This window comes from Argonema galeatum A003/A1 (assembly GCF_023333595.1).
GTDB lineage: Bacteria > Cyanobacteriota > Cyanobacteriia > Cyanobacteriales > Aerosakkonemataceae > Argonema > Argonema galeatum.
Genome location: NZ_JAIQZM010000011.1, coordinates 97,960 through 115,366 on the forward strand (window position 1 = coordinate 97,960; position 17,407 = coordinate 115,366).

Here is a 17,407-nt window from a genome sequence, read left to right on the forward strand (position 1 = left end):
ATCGCGGTTAATTGATTAATAGTAAGAGGCGCGAATAATCGCGTCTTTTTTATTATTTTAAAAGAAGTGCGATCGCTAATAGCCAACATTTAGGATATAGTTGTAGCAAAGGTTATGGCAATTAAAATGAACGATTGGCAAGAAAGTATTAGCATCAACCCCAAGGTTTGTCACGGGAAACCTTGCATCAAAGGAACGCGCATCATGGTTTCAGTTATCTTAGATAATCTAGCAGAGGGACTAACGCCAGAAGAGATCGTAGCTGAATATCCGCCGCTTATTTTGAAAAATGTAAGAGCGGCTATTTCCTATGCTGCTGCACTGGCGAGAGAAGAAGAATTGTTGCCACTTAAATAAAGGTTTCACTGAATCATTATTTACTGTAAAATTGCCAAAGTGAATTTACAGGATTAATAATGAGAGAACCGACGGAAGAACAATACTTGGTAATCAATGCACTGGATACGTTGGGTCTATTAATCGAAAACCGCTATGATGAAGACATAGGAGTTTGGTATATCTTTAGTCCCAGTCAAGTTCTGACACTATTATAAGGCAAAATGGCGAAGTAACCCCTATTGAACCAATATCAGAACTATGAGTAATGCAACCCAATTGCCAAATCAACAATATCAAAGAATGATCGAACTCTGTCAGATAGCGCGACAACGCTACTTAGATGCGGGGGGCGATCCTAAACGTTCATCGGGAACTCTGCATGGAAATGAATATTTAACAGAGGAAGAAAGACAAGAATTTTTTGTTTTGGGGAGACAACTTTCTGGATTTCAAGTTAAGGATGGATATGCTTACCATCTGGGTGAAAGTTGGAAATTACCTGATGATTCGCCTTCGCAAAAAAAAAGAAGTGAAATCTGAAGTTAAACAAGATGCACCCTAAACTTTCTGGTGCGGGTGGTAATTGGAGAGTTATTGATGAAGTTACTGACCCCGCCATTGTACAACAGCAAAGTATTCGCTCTTGCGGTTCTGCCTGTGGTGAAATGCTGTTGCAAAGTCGAGGTATTAATAATATTAGTCAAGCTGATATTGAAAAACTAGCAACAGCACCCACTTGGCCAGAATTGTTGGCAGATGCACTTAACCAACTCAATCCAGATAATCAGGGAAAATGGTTAGGTAACTTTGTCAGCGCTTCATCTTTCGATGCTTTGAACGCTACAGGGTCTTGGATTGGCGTACTTTGGGGAGCAGGGGCTAGAATAGGACATACGGTAGTGGTGGATGGTATTTACAATGATACAGTTCTCATCCGTGACCCTTGGGATGGGACGAAGTACAGGATGAGAAAAGGTGATTTTTTAGAATACTGGAATGGACAAGCTGTTTACTGGATAGAACAATGAAAACACAAGTTATTTCTATCGAACCTACATCAACAACCCTCGGTTTCAATGTTGTAGTGTTAATTGGTAAGGAGCAACATGAATTTACTTTAAATGTTGAAACGGCTACTATTGCCGATCATCAGATTCAAGGTATTCGGGGAGATGAATATTTTTTAAATCTGTTTAGATTTAATCAGAATTTAGGAGTGGAAATCTATAAGCTAGTTTCACAGATGCGCGAGGGGAATAGTTTAAGCTTTCCATTGGAAATTGGGGAGTTTTATGCTGAAGAATTGGAATTAGCTTCTAAGTAATTGGGAAAGAGACTAAAGTGCGATCGCACTTATTTTGGGTAAGGTGCGATCGGATTTTGCTTAAATTTTTGGTACAATATGGAGAGGGAATATTTGGAGAATTTCTGATAACAGAAGCATCTATGAGTGAAGCGCAACAGGCCAAATTAGTTTCGATGCTTGAACTTGCTAAAATTACTGAACAGAAAGCTAGAGAACTTAATGAACTTGCGATCGCATTTGAGGCAAAGTGGAAAGGTCGCTGGGAAGATCGACTTACAGCGAAACAGAAAACTGCAACAAAAGGAAGTGAAATCGGAAGTTAAATAGGTGAGTTGTACTGTGAGAAAGCGATCGCACTTTATTTTGGTAAGGTGCGTTGGCGTAGCCTGCCGTAGGCATTCGCAATTGCCTAAAAGTTTTGGTGCAGAATAGAGAGGGAGTGGAGGCAGTGCGATCGCGTAGCGTGCCGTAGGCATATCGCACCGTCTTATCCATCAAATTCTACACTTATTATTTAATGTATACTCTTAAGATTTAGGAACTATTTTTAGCTTGGCCGTAAATTTTATGCCAAATTCCATGCCAAGTTCAAGTTCGGCTTTGGTTATATTTTACTCTAGTCAGCATCGTCGTCAATACTACCGCTGTAAAAAACGTACAGTTCTCCTTCCGTATTTTCGATTTTGTCAACTAGATCTTTTTTGGTCTTCGAGTGAAGTATAACTCTTCCTAGAAGAGGCAAGCCATATTTATCTCGCTGGGTGATGTCCACTGTTACCCATTGTTGGGGATACTTTTGGCGGATATCGGATATTTCTAATTCTTGCTTTTTATCTGTTGCGTTTGGTGGCATATCCTCTCCAACTGTTCAAATGTTTTTATAATTTGGTTTACTCAGATCTTACACCAAGAGGGTGAACCTGTGTATTTTCGTTTCCTGGTTGAACCTGGAAAAAGCAACTTTTGCAAGCGATCGCAAATAAGATTAATAATAGCATCTCCTCTGAGACTGTGTTATCCTATAAGAAATACAGATTTAAACTTAACAAAGTTGTAAAATATAAACAAGATATCAGAGAGAGTAAAAATGCCCAAACAAGTAACGATCGATCTTGATGATGAAGTTTTGGTTTTTCTTGATCGGCATTCGGGGGGAAACCTAAGCGAGTACATAAATAAGTTGTTAAGAAGGCAGCGTCGATCTGCGATCGAGGCAGAGTTAGCTGCGGCACACCAACAGGATGCTCAAAATCCCGAATATAGAGCGGAAATCGCGTTGTGGGATGCGGTAGTAGCAGATGGAATTGGAGATGATGCCGATGCCTAACGGAATTCTCACATATCAACGTGGAGAGATTCGTTGGGTAAAACTTGACCCAACTTTAGGTGTTGAAACTAAAAAAACTCGCGCTTGTTTGATTGTGCAAAACGATGTTAGCAATCGCCATAGTTTGCTGACGATTGTAATGCCATTTCTGGCGGGAACAAAATCTGCACCTTATGCTATTAATGTAGTAGCAACATCTGTGAATGGACTCGACAGAAACCGTTACATCGATGTGGCACAGATTCGAGGGGTCGATCACCAACGGGTGATGGATTTAATTGGTGTTTTGGAACCGGACTACTGGGAACAAATTCGTATGGCACTCGATATTATGTTAGGGTTTACCATTTAATGAGGAGAAAATTTCTTCTGCGATCGCTTTTGAAGATGAGGTGAAAGAGAGTTGCTATTTTTCAGGTAAAAAAATGCGATCGCACTTAGTGTTGGTAAGTGCGATCGCCTTGACTAAAAGTTTTGATGCAGAATGGAAAGGGAGTAATGTTGGGAGACTACCAGCTTCCTAATTACTAAACTTTAACCGCAGTTTTACCAACAAGCTTTTCAGTTTCTTTAGTATGCTTTTTAGCAAAACGAGAGCGTTTGGTTGCTAATAACATAGTTAAAAGTGCTGCTAGTCCGCCAATTTGGGATGGCTCTGGAACTGAGGTATAAATGCCGTCATCAGAGATAGTGCTAAAATCATAGTCATAAACATTGGAAAATCCGTCATCAGAGATAGTGCTAAAATCATCGTCATAAATATTGGAGAATTCGTCATCCGAGACGGGAATAAAATCATCGTCAGAAACACTGGAAAATCCGTCATCAGAGGCATTGTTAAAGCCATAATTAGAAGCACTACCGACGCTACTAGAGCTAAAAAGGGAACTACGACTACTACCTATCTTTGTTATGGTGGCAATACTTGTGAAATTTATGGAAGATTTAGCCTCAGCAAAACCCAAACCATAAGTCCAAGCAACTCCCTGAGTTTGCGCTCCCACGCGAAATGTCCAGGTGCTACCACCGTTAAAATCGAAATAACTAGATGAAGAATGCCGATCCCAGTCAGATGATGTTGATGCAATAGCACTAGCTAAGTTAAGTCTGGTCTCAGGACCGCCGCTACGTGGGGCAAGACCACTGGCAGCATTAGCACCAGCGAAACCAGCAGCTTTTACTGATGCAAATACATCGCCTGTTAGACTAAATTTAGCCCTGTACCTTGCACCCCGATCGCCCTTAAATTCAAACTTTTGATATATATTTCGCCAGTCTACTCGTCCTGCTGTACTAACGCCTAGTCTAGTGCTGGCTGTATAGCTTTGAGTACAAGAGAGTATCATCGTCCAAGGTTGAAGAGAAGGAGTACATTTAGCTTGAGTACTGCTGGTATTCTGTTCGGCAAGACCAAAAACGGCTTCAATTTTTTTGAGGCTGGCGGCAGATGCGCTGCTTGACATAACTGGAATCAAAATGACCGAAGTAGTTAAGCCAACAATGCTTTTAGATAAACTTTTAGAAAATTTAAGCATTATATCCTCCTGATAAGACTCATATAGCAAAGCAAAAAGTTTATGACCTTTAAAGGTAGGTTCTGTTGCCAAGTATGCGGTACAATAGAAGCCTTGTCCAGTCGGGAAAAGTCAGATTTCGTAGGAAGTTTTTCAATACAAACAGGTCGGAAAAAGCCGGATTTAGTTGCCAAAGTCGGAAAAAGTCGGATTATAATAGTGAAAATACCGACATCTACCTAACCAATGGACGTTAAAGAAGTGCTAAAAATAGCCGATCGCCTAATTTTCACCAAAACAGGGAAACACTTAGACGATCTGCAAGAAGCTATCTTACGGGGAACGGTGCAAGGTCAGAAATACTCGAAAATAGCAGAAGACTTCCACTGTAGCGAGGGACACATTAAAGATGCTGCTTCTGAACTATGGAAGATACTCTCAGATGTAGTAGGAGAAGATGTCAGTAAAGCAAATTTTCGCTCTACAATGGAGAGGTGTCGGTTCTCTAACGTTTCATCCGTTTCATCAAATTGTGCGAAAGACTTTATACAAATTAATAACATCAACCTTTGTCCAAAACCTTTGCCACCTCCACAAGTTCCAGAAGATCGATCGGGCCAAGTTAGAAACCCGGTTTCTCCAAGAAACCGGGTTTCTGTAGATGATGCACCCGATATCGGCAATTTCTACGATCGCACACAACAACTAACTATTCTAGAAAAATGGATAGTGCAAGAACGCTGTCGCCTAGTGGCACTTTTGGGGATAAGCGGTATTGGCAAAACTGCACTAGCCGTCCAGCTAGTAGAACAAATTAAAGATAAATTTGAATATGTAATTTGGCAAAGTCTCTGCGGCAAACCACCCCTAGCAGAAGTTCAGAAAACCCTAATCCAATTCATCTCTAACCAACAGGAAATCGAGTTAGCAGTCAGCGCCGAAGGTAGACTATCCCAGCTAATAGAGTATTTGCGAAAACACCGCTGTTTAGTCATACTCGATGATGTCCATTCAGTTTTCAGCAACGGACAGTTAGCAGGTTGCTACGAACCTGGATATCAAGATTATGGTTTATTATTCAGACGAATAGGAGAATTATCTCATCATAGTTGCTTAGTGCTGACCAGTTGGGATAAACCGAGAGAAATTGCCGCCTTAGAAGGAGAAAATAAACCCGTTCGTTCCTTGCAATTGGATGGTTTGGATATGGCATCAGCAAGGGAAATTCTGAGAGAGAAAGGTTTAGCTGAAGAGGAGAAATGGGAAGACCTGATTAACCACTACCAAGGCAATCCTTTATGGTTAAAGCTAGTTGCCACAATGATTCAAGACTTATTCGGTGGCAGTGTTTCTGAAATACTTAAATATGATATAATCTTTTTGAATGAGGATTTAAAAGATATATTAAATCAGCAGTTTAATAGCTTATCCGAATTGGAAAAACAGGTGATGTCCGTTTTAGCGATCGGGCCCGATCCAGTTTCAATCTCAAAATTGCTAGAACATATCCAATTATCGCCAGCAGAGTTATTTAACGCCATGCAATCATTGGGAAGACGATCGTTGATTGACAAAGTAAAACAAGGTAATCAACAGCTTTTCAACCTTCAACCTGTGGTAAGACAGTATGTGAAAACAGAGATATTGCATTAGCCTCATCACTCGCATGGGGTTTAAACCCCATGCTAATAGCCAAAGTCGTCTTTAGACGACTGGATTCATGATTTCAGTCCACTTAAGTGGACTTCAGCTATTAGCCTGGGGTTTGAACCCCAGGCGGGTGTAGACACCACCGAATGATTCTCGAACTGAACAAGTAGTATTTTAGAGAACAACCAGCGATAATATTAATAAATGCTGTCAAGGAGAATCTTAATGGTAACTACCACAGAAGTCTCAAATGTATCAAAAGTCTTTACACTAGAAGACTATATGCTCAATCCCCCCGATAATACGGAATGGGTGGATGGAGAATTAGTGGAGAAAAATGGTAGTACAGCAAAACACGGTCGAACTCAATCTAGACTCTCTTATTATTGGGGAAATTATATGAATTCTAATAATCTGGGTGGCGAAGTTTACATTTCAGCAGATTGTCGCACAGTCGGACGAGGGCGTTGTCCTGATGTTGCCTATTTGACAACAGAATTACTAACACAATATGGTAATAATTTTACCGTATTACCGCAAAGTTTTCCATTAATTGCTGAGATTATTTCTCCTACCGATAAAGCTGAAGAAGTATTTACCAAAGTAAGAGAGTATTTAGAATCCGGTTGTCAGGAAATATGGCTAATATTTCCTGATAGTCAGTGGGTATTGGTAATTACTCAACAACAGCAAAAATTGTTTAATTTAGGTGATGTAGTTAGCACTCAAATCATGTTACCTGGTTTTAGTGTGACAGTTGATGAATTGTTGGCTTAAGCGATCGGTGATATTCAGGTTATTAAAATGCCAAAGTTCAAAGCGCCTTAAGTTGTTGTCCACCAGTCTAATTTTGAGTGGTTGATCTTCTTCTGAATGTCTAATAGGTACGTTGTTGCGCTTTAGCGCTAAAAGAGCGCTAAAGCGCAACAACGTACCTGCTGATAACTAGCAACTTACTACTAAACTTTACGATCGAGCCGAATAGCCTGTTCCAAAGCCGCTTTCTCTCTAGCCCTCCGCGCATAAGGCTGTAATTTCCTAACATCCCAACCGCTAAGAATACTCAAATCCTCCAAATTCATTCCTTTCATCAACATTTCAACACACCAAGTCTGTCGCGCTTGCTCGATCGCAGGTGGTTGACCTTCAGGAGTCAGCATTCCCTGTACGATCGCCTGCCATCTGGCGCTTAAATCCTCCTCTGACATCGGTTTTCCAACATCATTCAAAAACAAAGCTAACTGGTCATCTTTACGGCTTTTGAGCCATTGAGTTAAAGGATTGCGAACATAAGAACCATAGCGTTTTCCCATAATCCATTGATTGACTGGAACTTGTCGAACTGCACCGCGACTCACCTGCAATAGGTGCTGCTCATTCTCGCTAATTTGGTGCGATCGGTCCAAACTAACAACTTCCCTCACAAACAAACCAGCACCAAACAACACATACGCCAAAGCATAATCTTGCAATCCCAGTTTCTTAGCGCGTTCCAAAATAAAATGAACCAAAGAAGCTGGTAAATCTGCCACCTTTTCCATTACTACTTCTGCTAACTGAATCGCATAACTTCCAACAGATTCAGCTACACTTGATGCAGTTCCATGTAAAAACAAATCTACCAAATTATCTAAAAAATCTTCTCTATCTTCCCAAAGTTCGTGGAACTCGCTCGTAAACTCAATTACCACATATCCCAACAACATCCCATTAAGCAAACTTGCTAATTTATCCGGCGGGAAATGAGTGTGCAACTGTCCGCGAGCCATCACAGTTGCCAAATATTCGGCAACATAATGATTGGCTTGAGTTAACCCTCGTCCCAGCGCCTGACGATTAGCGGCTGGATATTGTCCCGCCTCCCCCACCACAGAACGCACAAACTCAGGTACACCCTCCAGCGCCTGCAAGCGACCTCTGGCATAGTCCTTCAACGCCTGCTCAATGCTGCTCGTCTGATTCGCTTGCTCGACTAAGGATTCACCCAAAGCGGTAAACACGGCAGAATCTTCAATCACAGCCAAAAGCAACCCGTGCTTGTTGCCAAAATGCCGGAATAGCGTTACCTCATTGACTTCTGCTAATTCCGCAATCTGCCGAGTCGTCGTCTCAGTTACTCCCTGAGAGGCAAATAACTCAAGCGCTGCGTCAATCAAACGCTGTCTAGTTGAACTTCGTGCAGAGGACATAGGTGAAAATTGTAAGTGGTACTTGCATTTAAACCGAAACCTTGTTAAGCTACTAAATGTAAGTAGGACTTGCATCTGCTGTCTCTACTGTAGCTGGCTTCTGGCAATAGTTTGAGAAATTCACAGATATAGGAAAAATTCATGCCAATTCAATCAACTGCTCCTAAGCATAAATCAACTCTTACTCTCGACTGGATAAGTGTGGCATTTTTTGCTGCCGTTCATGGTTTAGCTTTGTTAGCTCCCTGGTTTTTTTCTTGGTCAGCTTTGGGGGTAATGATATTTCTCCATTGGTTATTTGGCAGTATAGGTATCTGTTTAGGATATCACCGACTTTTAACTCACCGTAGTTTTCAAGTACCAAAATGGTTGGAATATATAATTACTACTATCGGTACGCTTTCTCTTCAAGGGGGGCCGATATTTTGGGTGGCTGGACATCGTTTGCATCATGCACATACAGAGGATTTCGATAAAGATCCATACTCTGCTAAACGAGGATTCTGGTGGAGTCACTGTCTTTGGCTAATTTACCCACAGGATGAGTTTTTCAACTACGAAACTTATAGAAGATTTGCACCTGATTTAGACCGCGACCCCTATTACCGTTGGCTAAATCGCAACTTTTTACTGCTTCAAATTCCCTTGGGATTATTGTTATATGCTTTGGGTGGATGGTCTTTTGTAATCTATGGAATGTTCTTGCGATCGGTCCTACTCTGGCACAGCACTTGGCTGATTAATTCTGCCACACACCTACGCGGTTATCGTAATTTTCAATTAGATGATGGATCTCGAAATCTTTGGTGGGCGGCGATTTTAACTTATGGCGAAGGTTGGCACAATAATCATCATGCTCATCCAAATGTAGCAAAAGCCGGACTGCGTTGGTGGGAAATTGATGTGACTTGGTGGGCAATTAAAACTCTCAAAACTCTGGGTTTGGCGAAAAAGGTTGTCATGCCTGTAAATTAGGTTTTCCTGAGAGTTGATCGGAAAAGTCTGGGCGTAAGCGATCGCACATCTGTTTGATCTGCTTCGGGACTTAAGAAACCCGGTTTCTTCAAAAAAACGGGGTTTCTGACCGCCTAGCGATGATCGGGATTTCGAGCTAGGGGTGGGCATTACCCCGCACAGGAGGGCACAAAGTCCAAAAATATTTGTGCGATCGCTATACCAGCTGCGTGCTTAAATCCTCTAGAAAAAATTATCACGAAGAGTACAAAAGACAGATATGGCTGAGGTATAAGCTTTAAACGCCTAATTTAGCTGAACGCAACAGCAACAAGTCAAATTTTATAATACCGAAGCAAGAGTCTTTTTTGGTTAAATTTTACAAAGTGTAAAATTTAAGAATATTTTCAAGTTTCTGGGCATCCTAGATATAGAAGCTAATCTGAAACCCTATTCTCTTGCGCCCATCCGAGAACCTAAATGAATGCCACCCTACCTGGTTACCGACTCATCGAATCCATTCACACTGGAGTGAGAACGGTCATTTATCGCGCTCAGCGGGAGTCGGATCTTTCAAGTGTTATCGTCAAAACCCTACTAGCCGAGTATCCTACCCTCGAAGATATTACCCGCTTGCGGCATGAATATAAAATCCTGCAACATCTCAACATTGAAGGAATTGTCAAAGCCTATAGCTTGGAAAACTATGGGAATGGCTTAGCGGTGATTTTAGAAGATTTTGGGGCCGAATCACTCAAAAATCTGATAAATTCGCAAGGGATACCAGTTTTTTCCTTTCTTTCGATCGCCATTCAGCTAGCATCTGCGATCGCAGAACTTCATAAAAATCACATTATTCATAAAGATATAAAACCGCATAATATTATCATAACTTCACCAAAAGAGCAAGTAAAAATTATTGATTTTAGTATTTCTTCGCGCTTGGAGCGAGAAAACTCGACACTCAGCCATCCTGACTTGCTCGAAGGCACCCTCGCCTATATGTCGCCAGAGCAAACTGGCAGAATGAATCGGTCAATTGACTACCGCACTGACTTTTATTCTTTGGGCGTTACTTTTTATGAAATGCTGACAGGCGAGTTGCCTTTTAGTGCCACCGAGCCGATGGAATTGGTACACAGCCATATTGCTAAAATGCCTGTACCGCCTCATCATGTGAATCCAGAAATTCCAGAGGCGATCTCAAATATTTTAATGAAATTGTTAGCCAAAACTGCTGAAGACCGTTACCAAAGTGCAGATGGCTTAAAATTTGATTTAGAAACCTGTCTGATCAAGCTACAAACGATCGGCGCTACTTTCGACTTTATTGCTGGGGGTGCCGACAAAGCAGGTCTATTGAATATACCACAAAAACTTTACGGTCGGGAAGCGGAAGTTGCTACGCTTTTGGAAACATTCGATCGCGTTTCTGCTCCCCCAACATGGGGGGGGACTAGAGGGGGGGCGGAATTAATGCTTGTTTCCGGTTATTCCGGCATTGGTAAAACTGTTCTAGTCAATGAAGTTCACAAACCCATTGTGCGGCAACGGGGATATTTTATTGCAGGGAAATTTGACCAGTTCAAGCGGAATATTCCTTACGCTTCCCTAATTCAAGCATTCCAATCATTAATTCAGCAATTTTTAACTGAAAGCGAAGCACAAATTCAAGCTTGGAAAGATAAACTTTTATCGGCTTTAGGCATTAACGGACAAGTGATTATCGACGTGATTCCCGAAGTCGAACTCATTATCGGCAAACAGCCACCCGTCCCCGAATTGGGGGCAACTGAATCGCAAAACCGCTTCAGTCGGGTATTCAAACAATTTATTAGCGTATTTACAACTAAAGAACACCCGCTAGTTGTATTTTTAGATGACTTGCAGTGGGCAGATTCGGCATCGCTGAAATTGATCGAAATGCTGATGACTGATACCGAAAGCGAATATTTATTGCTAATTGGCGCGTATCGAGATAACGAAGTTTTTCCGACCCATCCGACAATTCAAACTATTGGCAAGATTTGCCAAATGGGTGCGACGGTGAATCATATCGTACTCGGCCCATTAGAACTCGTTCATGTCGAACAATTAATCGCCGATACTTTAAATGAATCTGTTCGATCAAAGCCGCTATCTGACCTACTTTTTAACAAAACGCAGGGCAATCCCTTCTTCTTAACTCAACTGCTCAAAACCCTAACCCTTGAAGATTTGCTGGTTTATCACTTGCACTCAGGCGAGTGGCAGTGGAACATCAAGCAAATCCAAGCGATCGGAATTACCGATTATAACGTTGTCGATCTGATTGCTAGAAATATTCGCAAACTGCCCTCCGATACGCAGAAAGTATTAAAACTAGCAGCTTGTATTGGCAACACTTTTAACTTAGAAATTTTAAGCGTTGTAAATGAGGAATCTTCCTTAGTCACTGCTGCACATCTGTGGTCGTCGCTTCAGGCTGGGTTGATTTTACCTTTGAGCAATGACTACAAAATTCCGCTGGTATTTAGTCAGGAAGAATCGGGCGGGTTTACCTTAACGGATGTCAAGGTTGACTACAAGTTTTTGCATGACCGAGTGCAGCAAGCCGCTTATTCTCTGATTCCCGATGAGGATAAGAAAGCAACGCACCTGAAAATTGGTCAATTACTGCTGCACTCCACAACGCCTGAAGAACGCAAAGAAAATATTTTTGCTCTCGTTAACCAACTCAATTACGGTACTGACTTACTCACATCTGAAGCCAAAAAATACGAACTAGCTCAACTTAATCTCATAGCCGGACAGAAAGCGAAAGCAGCCACAGCGCACGATTCCGCCGTCAAATATTTGCAAGTTGGTTTGGGACTGTTAGCATCTGATAGTTGGGACAGTCAATATGAACTGACATTAGCACTACACTCAGAAGCAGCAGAAGCGGCATATCTGAACGGTGATTTTGAAGCAATGGAGAGATTCGGTGAGATAGTCCAAAACTGCGCCAAAATGTTGCTGGACAAAGTGAAAGTGTATGAAGTCCAGATTCAAGCTTACATATCGCAGAACAGGCTGCTAGAAGCGGTTAGTACGGGGCTACAAGTTTTAAAGCTATTGGGAGTAGAGTTTCCCCCTCAGCCGAACCCGTCAGATATTGGGCAAGCACTAGGGGAAACTGCGGCAATTTTGAATGGCTTGCGAATTGAGGATTTAATTGACCTGCCTCAAATGACTGAGCCTTATAAATTAGCAGCCATGAGACTTTTATCAAGTATCTTTACTCCTGCATACCTTGGTGCTGCTCCAGAACTGGTACCCTTGACAGTGTGCAAACAAGTACCTTTATCCATCCAATATGGTAATGCTTCCGTTTCTCCATTTGCTTATGCCAATTATGGTCTGATTCTTTGTGGCATTGTGGGAGATATTGATTCAGGTTATCAGTTTGGTCAATTAGCTTTAAGTCTATTGTCAAAGTTAAATGCTCAAGAAATTAAAGCCAAGACAGTCTTCATAGTAAATCTATTTATCCGACATTGGAAAGAGCATCTGAGAGAAACCTTAGAGCCTTTGGTGTCAACTTACTCTATCGGAATGGAAACAGGAGATTTAGAATATGCAGGCTATGGTCTATTCCTGTCCTCCATGTTCGCTTACTTTAGCGGCAAAGAACTGACTGTCCTTGAAAGAGAGATGGCAATCAACAGAGATGCTATTCATAAACTCAAGCAAAAAACAGCGCTTAATTATCTAGAAATCTATCGGCAGGTAATCTTAAATCTGCTGGGAAAAAGTGAAAATCACTGCTGTCTCCAGGGTGAAGCCTGCGATGAGCAGATCATGTTGCCACTGCTCCAGCAAGCAAATGACAAAACGGGACTTTACTACATATATTGGAACAAACTTTTACTTAGTTACTGGTTTGAAAATTACTCAGAAGCGATTGAAAATACTGTCATAACAGAGCAGTATTTAAACGTGGTGGTAGCGTCGCCCTTTATTCCTCTATTCCATTTTTACGATTCTTTAGTACGGCTAGCGGTGTATGCCGACAGCACAGAGTCAGAGAAAAACGCCCTCCTCGATCGCGTCCGAGATAATCAAGAAAAAATGCAGAAATGGGCGCATCATGCCCCGATGAATTTTTTGCACAAGTTCTATTTAGTAGAGGCAGAACGGCATCGGGTTTTAGGGGAAAAAGTAGAAGCGATCGAGATGTACGATCGCGCGATCGCCCTCGCTAAAGAAAACGAGTATATCAACGAAGAAGCACTTGCTCACGAACTCGCTGCGAAATTCTATCTGTCATGGGGCAAACAAAGCATTGCCCAGACTTACATGACAAATGCCTACTATGCTTATATTCGCTGGGGGGCTATTGCTAAAGTCAAACATTTAGAAGAAAAATACCCGCAATTAATTTCCCGATCGCCCGTCACAGAAACTACCCTCGATCGCGCTGCAACAATTGTTTCTTTAACTACCACGGGAAGTCAGGCAGAAATTTTGGACTTAGCAACAGTGCTGAAAGCAAGCCAAGCCATTACCAGCGAAATTGTTCTCGCTAACTTGTTCGACAAGTTAATGAAAATTTTGATCGAAAATGCTGGCGCTCAAACTGGTTCGCTCATCTTGCCAAAAAACGGTCAATTCGTCATCGAAGCAGCAGGGAATAAAGATGACGTGCAAGTGCTGCAATCTCTACCAGTTTCAAGCAGCCAGCAGCTACCTATATCAGTCTTTAATTATGTCGCCCGAACTAAAAAAGATCTGGTTTTAAATGATGCCAGCCAGGATGTAACTTTTAACACCGATCCCTATATCACCCAACGCAAAATAAAGTCTCTCCTGTGTGCGCCCATCCTTTATCAAGGCAAACTCACTGCCATTCTTTACCTAGAAAACAATCTGATTGCAGGTGCTTTTACGCCGAAACGGGTGGAAGTGTTGCGACTGCTATCATCTCAGGCTGCGATCGCTCTAGAAAATGCCCAACTCTATCACACCCTGGAAGTCAAAGTAGAAGAGCGAACCCAACAGTTAAAAGAAAAAAATGCGCGTCTGGAAGTGGAAATAAAAGAACGCCAGCGAGCCGAACAAGTCGCCGAAGCAGCCAACCGTGCCAAGAGTCAATTCCTCGCCAACATGAGCCACGAATTGAGAACACCGCTTAACGGCATTTTGGGTTACGCTCAAATCTTCAAACGAGACAAAAATTTGACCAGCCAGCAAAACGTTGGAGTTAATATCATTAACCAGTGCGGCGAACATCTGCTAACTTTAATCAACGATATTTTAGACCTCTCCAAAATCGAAGCGGGTAAAATGGAACTGCACCCCGTCGAGTTTCATTTTTCGGAATTTCTGCAAGGCATTGCCGAAGTCTGCCGCATTCGTGCCGAACAAAAGAGAATTTCCTTGATTTACGAACCGATGACTAAACTGCCTATCGGCATCCAGGCAGACGAGAAAAGGTTGCGGCAAATTTTGATTAACTTGCTCGGTAATGCCGTCAAATTCACCGAAACAGGTGGCGTTACTTTGAAAGTGCGGCTAATAGAAAATCAGGGAGAGTCGCAGGAGATCGGCAGAGATTCCAAAATCCAAAATCCAAAATCCTCTGGTGCAACGGTTGGCATCGTGACGGGAACCGCCAAGACGCCCACTTCGCGCCAAATCCAAAATCGGAAAATTCGCTTTCAAGTAGAAGACACCGGCATTGGCATTGCATCAGAACAATTGTCAAAAATATTTTTGCCATTCGAGCAGGTGGGCGACACAGTTCGTCAGTCAGAAGGAACCGGATTGGGGCTAGCAATTAGCCGCCAATTAGTTGAGATGATGGGTGGCGAACTGAAAGCAGAAAGCGCTGTAGCTAAAGGAAGTATTTTCTGGTTTGAGCTAGACTTGGCCGAAGTAAAAGAATGGGGGGCGCATCAAAAGAAATCCGAAAAGATCGTTAGGGGTTATGCTGGGTATAATAGAAGAATTATGGTGGTGGACGACAAATGGGAAAATCGCTCTGTTCTAGTTAATCTGCTAGCTCCAATTGGATTTGAAATTATTGAGGCAACCGATGGTCAAGACTGTCTGAATAAAGCACCGTCATTTAACCCAGATTGTATATTAATTGACTTGGTAATGCCTATGATGGATGGTTTTGAAGCTACGCGAAGAATTCGCAAATTGCCAGAACTTAAAGATGTAATAGTGATTGCGACTTCGGCTAGCGTTTTATCCACTGAGCAGCAGGGGAGCTTAGACGCTGGGTGTAATGATTTTCTTCCCAAGCCAATCCGAGCAGGAGAACTTTTAGAAAGTCTGAGTCATTATTTAGGTTTGGAATGGATTTATGAAGAATCAGAAGTTACCTCTACTGATTCCTCAGTCCAGACTACCGATTGCCAAATCCAAGAGGAAGAAATTATTCCTCCCCCAGGCGAAGAACTGACGATCCTTTTCGATCTGGCTATGAGTGGTGACATGGGAGGCATTCAGGAGCGAGCCGATCAACTCCAGCAGTTAGCTCCTCAATATGTGCCTTTTGCAAATCGTTTGAGTCAACTAGCAAAGGATTTTGAAGAAGAAAAAATTCTGGAGCTAGTGCAACAATATAAGGAGATGGAATAATGAGCGGTGAATATTCAGAACAAGGGTCTATTTTAGTTGTAGATGACAACCAAAATAACGTGCAGGTGCTGTTTAATTTTTTAACAGAATCTGGATTCAAAGTATTGGTGGCTCGCAATGGACAAAGCGCTATCAATAAGGCGGAATATTCCCTGCCAGATCTGATCTTGCTGGATGTGATTATGCCTGGGATGGACGGGTTTGAAACTTGCCAACGTTTGAAAGCTTCGGAGGCAACAAAAGATATCCCGGTAATTTTTATGACGGCGTTAGCCGACACGGAGAATAAAGTCAAAGGTTTTAATGCGGGTGCAGTCGATTACATCACCAAACCGTTTCAGCAAGACGAGGTTTTAGCCCGCGTTAGAACCCACCTGAGTATCCGAAAGCTCACTAAGAAACTCCACAGTCAAAATGAGCTTCTGCAACAGGAAATAGCTGAGCGGGAAAAGCTGGCATTGGAATTAGAAAGACGAGTTGAGGAACGGACTGCTGAATTGACGTGCGCCAATCAGCGGCTGACAGAGGAGATAAATGAGAGACAGCAAGCTGAGGAGACATTGCAGCGATCGCTCTTGGAACTCCAACAAACCCAAACCCAACTGATTCAAAGCGAAAAAATGTCCGCGCTGGGGCAATTGGTGGCTGGTGTTGCCCACGAAATCAATAATCCTGTTAACTTTATTTACGGGAATCTCTCGCACGTTGGCGACTACATCTCGGATTTGCTGAATATTCTTAACCTTTATCGGCGGACATATCCTAATCCCGAACAAAAAATTGTTGAGGAAGTAGAGGAAATCGACTTAGAATTTCTCATGGAAGACTTGCCGAAAATACTGATTTCGATGCAAGTAGGGGCCGATCGCATCCGCGAGATTGTCCTATCTTTGCGACGATTCTCCCACCAGGATGACTCAGAAATGAAGCTGAATAACATCCACGAGGGCATTGATAGTACTTTGATGATTTTGCACAATCGGCTAAAATTCAAGCACGATCGTCCTTCCATTGAAGTCATTAAGGAGTATTGCCCCAATCTGCCACAAGTCGAGTGTTACGGCGGCGAACTGAATCAGGTTTTTATGAATATATTGGCTAATGCGATCGATGCTATAGATGAATATAACAAAGAGAGGACATTAGAACAAATCAAACTCAATCCCAGCCAAATTCGCATTCGCACTGAAGTCATAGGTAACAACCAAGTGGCGATTCGGATCGCAGATAACGGGTTGGGAATGAATTCGGATGTAAGCCGTCGCGTATTTAACCCCTTCTTTACCACGAAACCACCTGGAAAAGGTACGGGAATTGGATTGTCGATCAGCAGGCAAATTATAGTGGAAAAACACTATGGGAGTTTGGAGTGTATTTCTACGCCTGGAAAGGGGACAGAATTTGCCATTACAATTCCAATTGAGCCAAACTATTACACAGTGTTTGAAAAGCTGACAAATCAAAATATTAACAGTAAATTTCTGCACTGCAACATTCGCCAAGCCATATAAGGTGT

Annotated in this window: 17 protein-coding genes; 13 read left to right on the forward strand and 4 right to left on the reverse strand. The window is 42.2% G+C overall.

The window, feature by feature from the left end; translation table 11 throughout:
* Positions 1–114 precede the first annotated feature (114 nt).
* From LAY41_RS14050 to LAY41_RS14075, 6 genes are read left to right on the forward strand one after another with little or no spacing between them, the layout of a single operon-like run.
* Positions 115–357 (forward strand): DUF433 domain-containing protein, encoded by a 243-nt coding sequence (locus tag LAY41_RS14050; RefSeq protein ID WP_420840320.1) that lies wholly within the window; start codon positions 115–117, stop codon positions 355–357.
* 59 nt (positions 358–416) lie between these two features.
* A complete protein-coding gene (locus tag LAY41_RS14055; protein ID WP_249098601.1) occupies positions 417–554 on the forward strand; it encodes a hypothetical protein in 138 nt (45 codons plus the stop codon).
* 43 nt (positions 555–597) lie between these two features.
* A complete protein-coding gene (locus tag LAY41_RS14060; RefSeq protein ID WP_249098602.1) occupies positions 598–879 on the forward strand; it encodes a hypothetical protein in 282 nt (93 codons plus the stop codon).
* Between the two features lie 11 nt (positions 880–890).
* Positions 891–1,367 carry a cysteine peptidase family C39 domain-containing protein gene (locus tag LAY41_RS14065; protein WP_249098604.1) on the forward strand — a complete coding sequence of 159 codons (477 nt, stop codon included), beginning with the start codon at positions 891–893 and terminating at the stop codon, positions 1,365–1,367.
* Positions 1,364–1,663, forward strand: a complete 300-nt coding sequence (locus LAY41_RS14070) for a hypothetical protein (protein ID WP_249098606.1) — start codon at positions 1,364–1,366, stop codon at positions 1,661–1,663. The genes LAY41_RS14065 and LAY41_RS14070 overlap by 4 nt, the downstream gene beginning before the upstream one ends.
* A 17-nt stretch (positions 1,664–1,680) precedes the next feature.
* The gene (locus LAY41_RS14075; protein ID WP_249098607.1) at positions 1,681–1,968 is read left to right on the forward strand and encodes a hypothetical protein; all 288 of its coding nucleotides are present in this window, start codon (positions 1,681–1,683) and stop codon (positions 1,966–1,968) included.
* On the opposite strand, the gene LAY41_RS14080 is transcribed toward LAY41_RS14075, so the two are convergent.
* Both LAY41_RS14080 and LAY41_RS14085 read right to left on the reverse strand, forming a co-directional pair.
* The gene (locus LAY41_RS14080; RefSeq protein ID WP_249098609.1) at positions 1,919–2,140 is read right to left on the reverse strand and encodes a hypothetical protein; all 222 of its coding nucleotides are present in this window, start codon (positions 2,138–2,140) and stop codon (positions 1,919–1,921) included. The genes LAY41_RS14075 and LAY41_RS14080 overlap by 50 nt on opposite strands.
* A 121-nt stretch (positions 2,141–2,261) precedes the next feature.
* Positions 2,262–2,498, reverse strand: a complete 237-nt coding sequence (locus tag LAY41_RS14085; RefSeq protein ID WP_249098611.1) for a hypothetical protein — start codon at positions 2,496–2,498, stop codon at positions 2,262–2,264.
* A 234-nt stretch (positions 2,499–2,732) separates the two neighbouring features.
* Between LAY41_RS14085 and mazE the strand changes: the two genes are divergently transcribed.
* Positions 2,733–2,972: a type II toxin-antitoxin system MazE family antitoxin gene (gene mazE / locus LAY41_RS14090; RefSeq protein ID WP_249071069.1), complete on the forward strand. Its 240-nt coding sequence runs from the start codon at positions 2,733–2,735 to the stop codon at positions 2,970–2,972.
* Positions 2,965–3,324, forward strand: coding sequence for a type II toxin-antitoxin system PemK/MazF family toxin (locus tag LAY41_RS14095; RefSeq protein WP_249098614.1), 360 nt, complete (start codon positions 2,965–2,967; stop codon positions 3,322–3,324). Before mazE ends, LAY41_RS14095 begins: the two co-directional genes overlap by 8 nt.
* Before the next feature lie 175 nt (positions 3,325–3,499).
* Here the strand turns inward: LAY41_RS14095 and LAY41_RS14100 are convergent, their stop codons facing one another.
* The gene (locus tag LAY41_RS14100; protein ID WP_249098617.1) at positions 3,500–4,507 is read right to left on the reverse strand and encodes a PEP-CTERM sorting domain-containing protein; all 1,008 of its coding nucleotides are present in this window, start codon (positions 4,505–4,507) and stop codon (positions 3,500–3,502) included.
* A 225-nt stretch (positions 4,508–4,732) separates the two neighbouring features.
* Here LAY41_RS14100 and LAY41_RS14105 point away from each other — a divergent pair, with 225 nt between their 5' ends.
* Together LAY41_RS14105 and LAY41_RS14110 are read left to right on the forward strand one after the other, a co-directional pair.
* Positions 4,733–6,139 carry a helix-turn-helix domain-containing protein gene (locus LAY41_RS14105; protein ID WP_249098619.1) on the forward strand — a complete coding sequence of 469 codons (1,407 nt, stop codon included), beginning with the start codon at positions 4,733–4,735 and terminating at the stop codon, positions 6,137–6,139.
* Between the two features lie 222 nt (positions 6,140–6,361).
* Positions 6,362–6,913 (forward strand): Uma2 family endonuclease, encoded by a 552-nt coding sequence (locus tag LAY41_RS14110; RefSeq protein ID WP_249098622.1) that lies wholly within the window; start codon positions 6,362–6,364, stop codon positions 6,911–6,913.
* Between the two features lie 182 nt (positions 6,914–7,095).
* On the opposite strand, the gene LAY41_RS14115 is transcribed toward LAY41_RS14110, so the two are convergent.
* Positions 7,096–8,325, reverse strand: coding sequence for a TetR family transcriptional regulator (locus tag LAY41_RS14115; RefSeq protein ID WP_249098627.1), 1,230 nt, complete (start codon positions 8,323–8,325; stop codon positions 7,096–7,098).
* Between the two features lie 141 nt (positions 8,326–8,466).
* On the opposite strand from LAY41_RS14115, the gene LAY41_RS14120 reads away from it, so the two are divergent.
* From LAY41_RS14120 to LAY41_RS14130, 3 genes are all read left to right on the forward strand, one after another.
* On the forward strand, positions 8,467–9,300 hold the full coding sequence (locus LAY41_RS14120) for an acyl-CoA desaturase (protein WP_249098633.1): 834 nt from the start codon (positions 8,467–8,469) through the stop codon (positions 9,298–9,300).
* 459 nt (positions 9,301–9,759) lie between these two features.
* Positions 9,760–15,891 carry a hybrid sensor histidine kinase/response regulator gene (locus tag LAY41_RS14125; RefSeq protein WP_249098636.1) on the forward strand — a complete coding sequence of 2,044 codons (6,132 nt, stop codon included), beginning with the start codon at positions 9,760–9,762 and terminating at the stop codon, positions 15,889–15,891.
* Positions 15,891–17,402 carry a hybrid sensor histidine kinase/response regulator gene (locus LAY41_RS14130; protein WP_249098638.1) on the forward strand — a complete coding sequence of 504 codons (1,512 nt, stop codon included), beginning with the start codon at positions 15,891–15,893 and terminating at the stop codon, positions 17,400–17,402. Before LAY41_RS14125 ends, LAY41_RS14130 begins: the two co-directional genes overlap by 1 nt.
* The last annotated feature ends 5 nt before the right edge of the window (positions 17,403–17,407 follow it).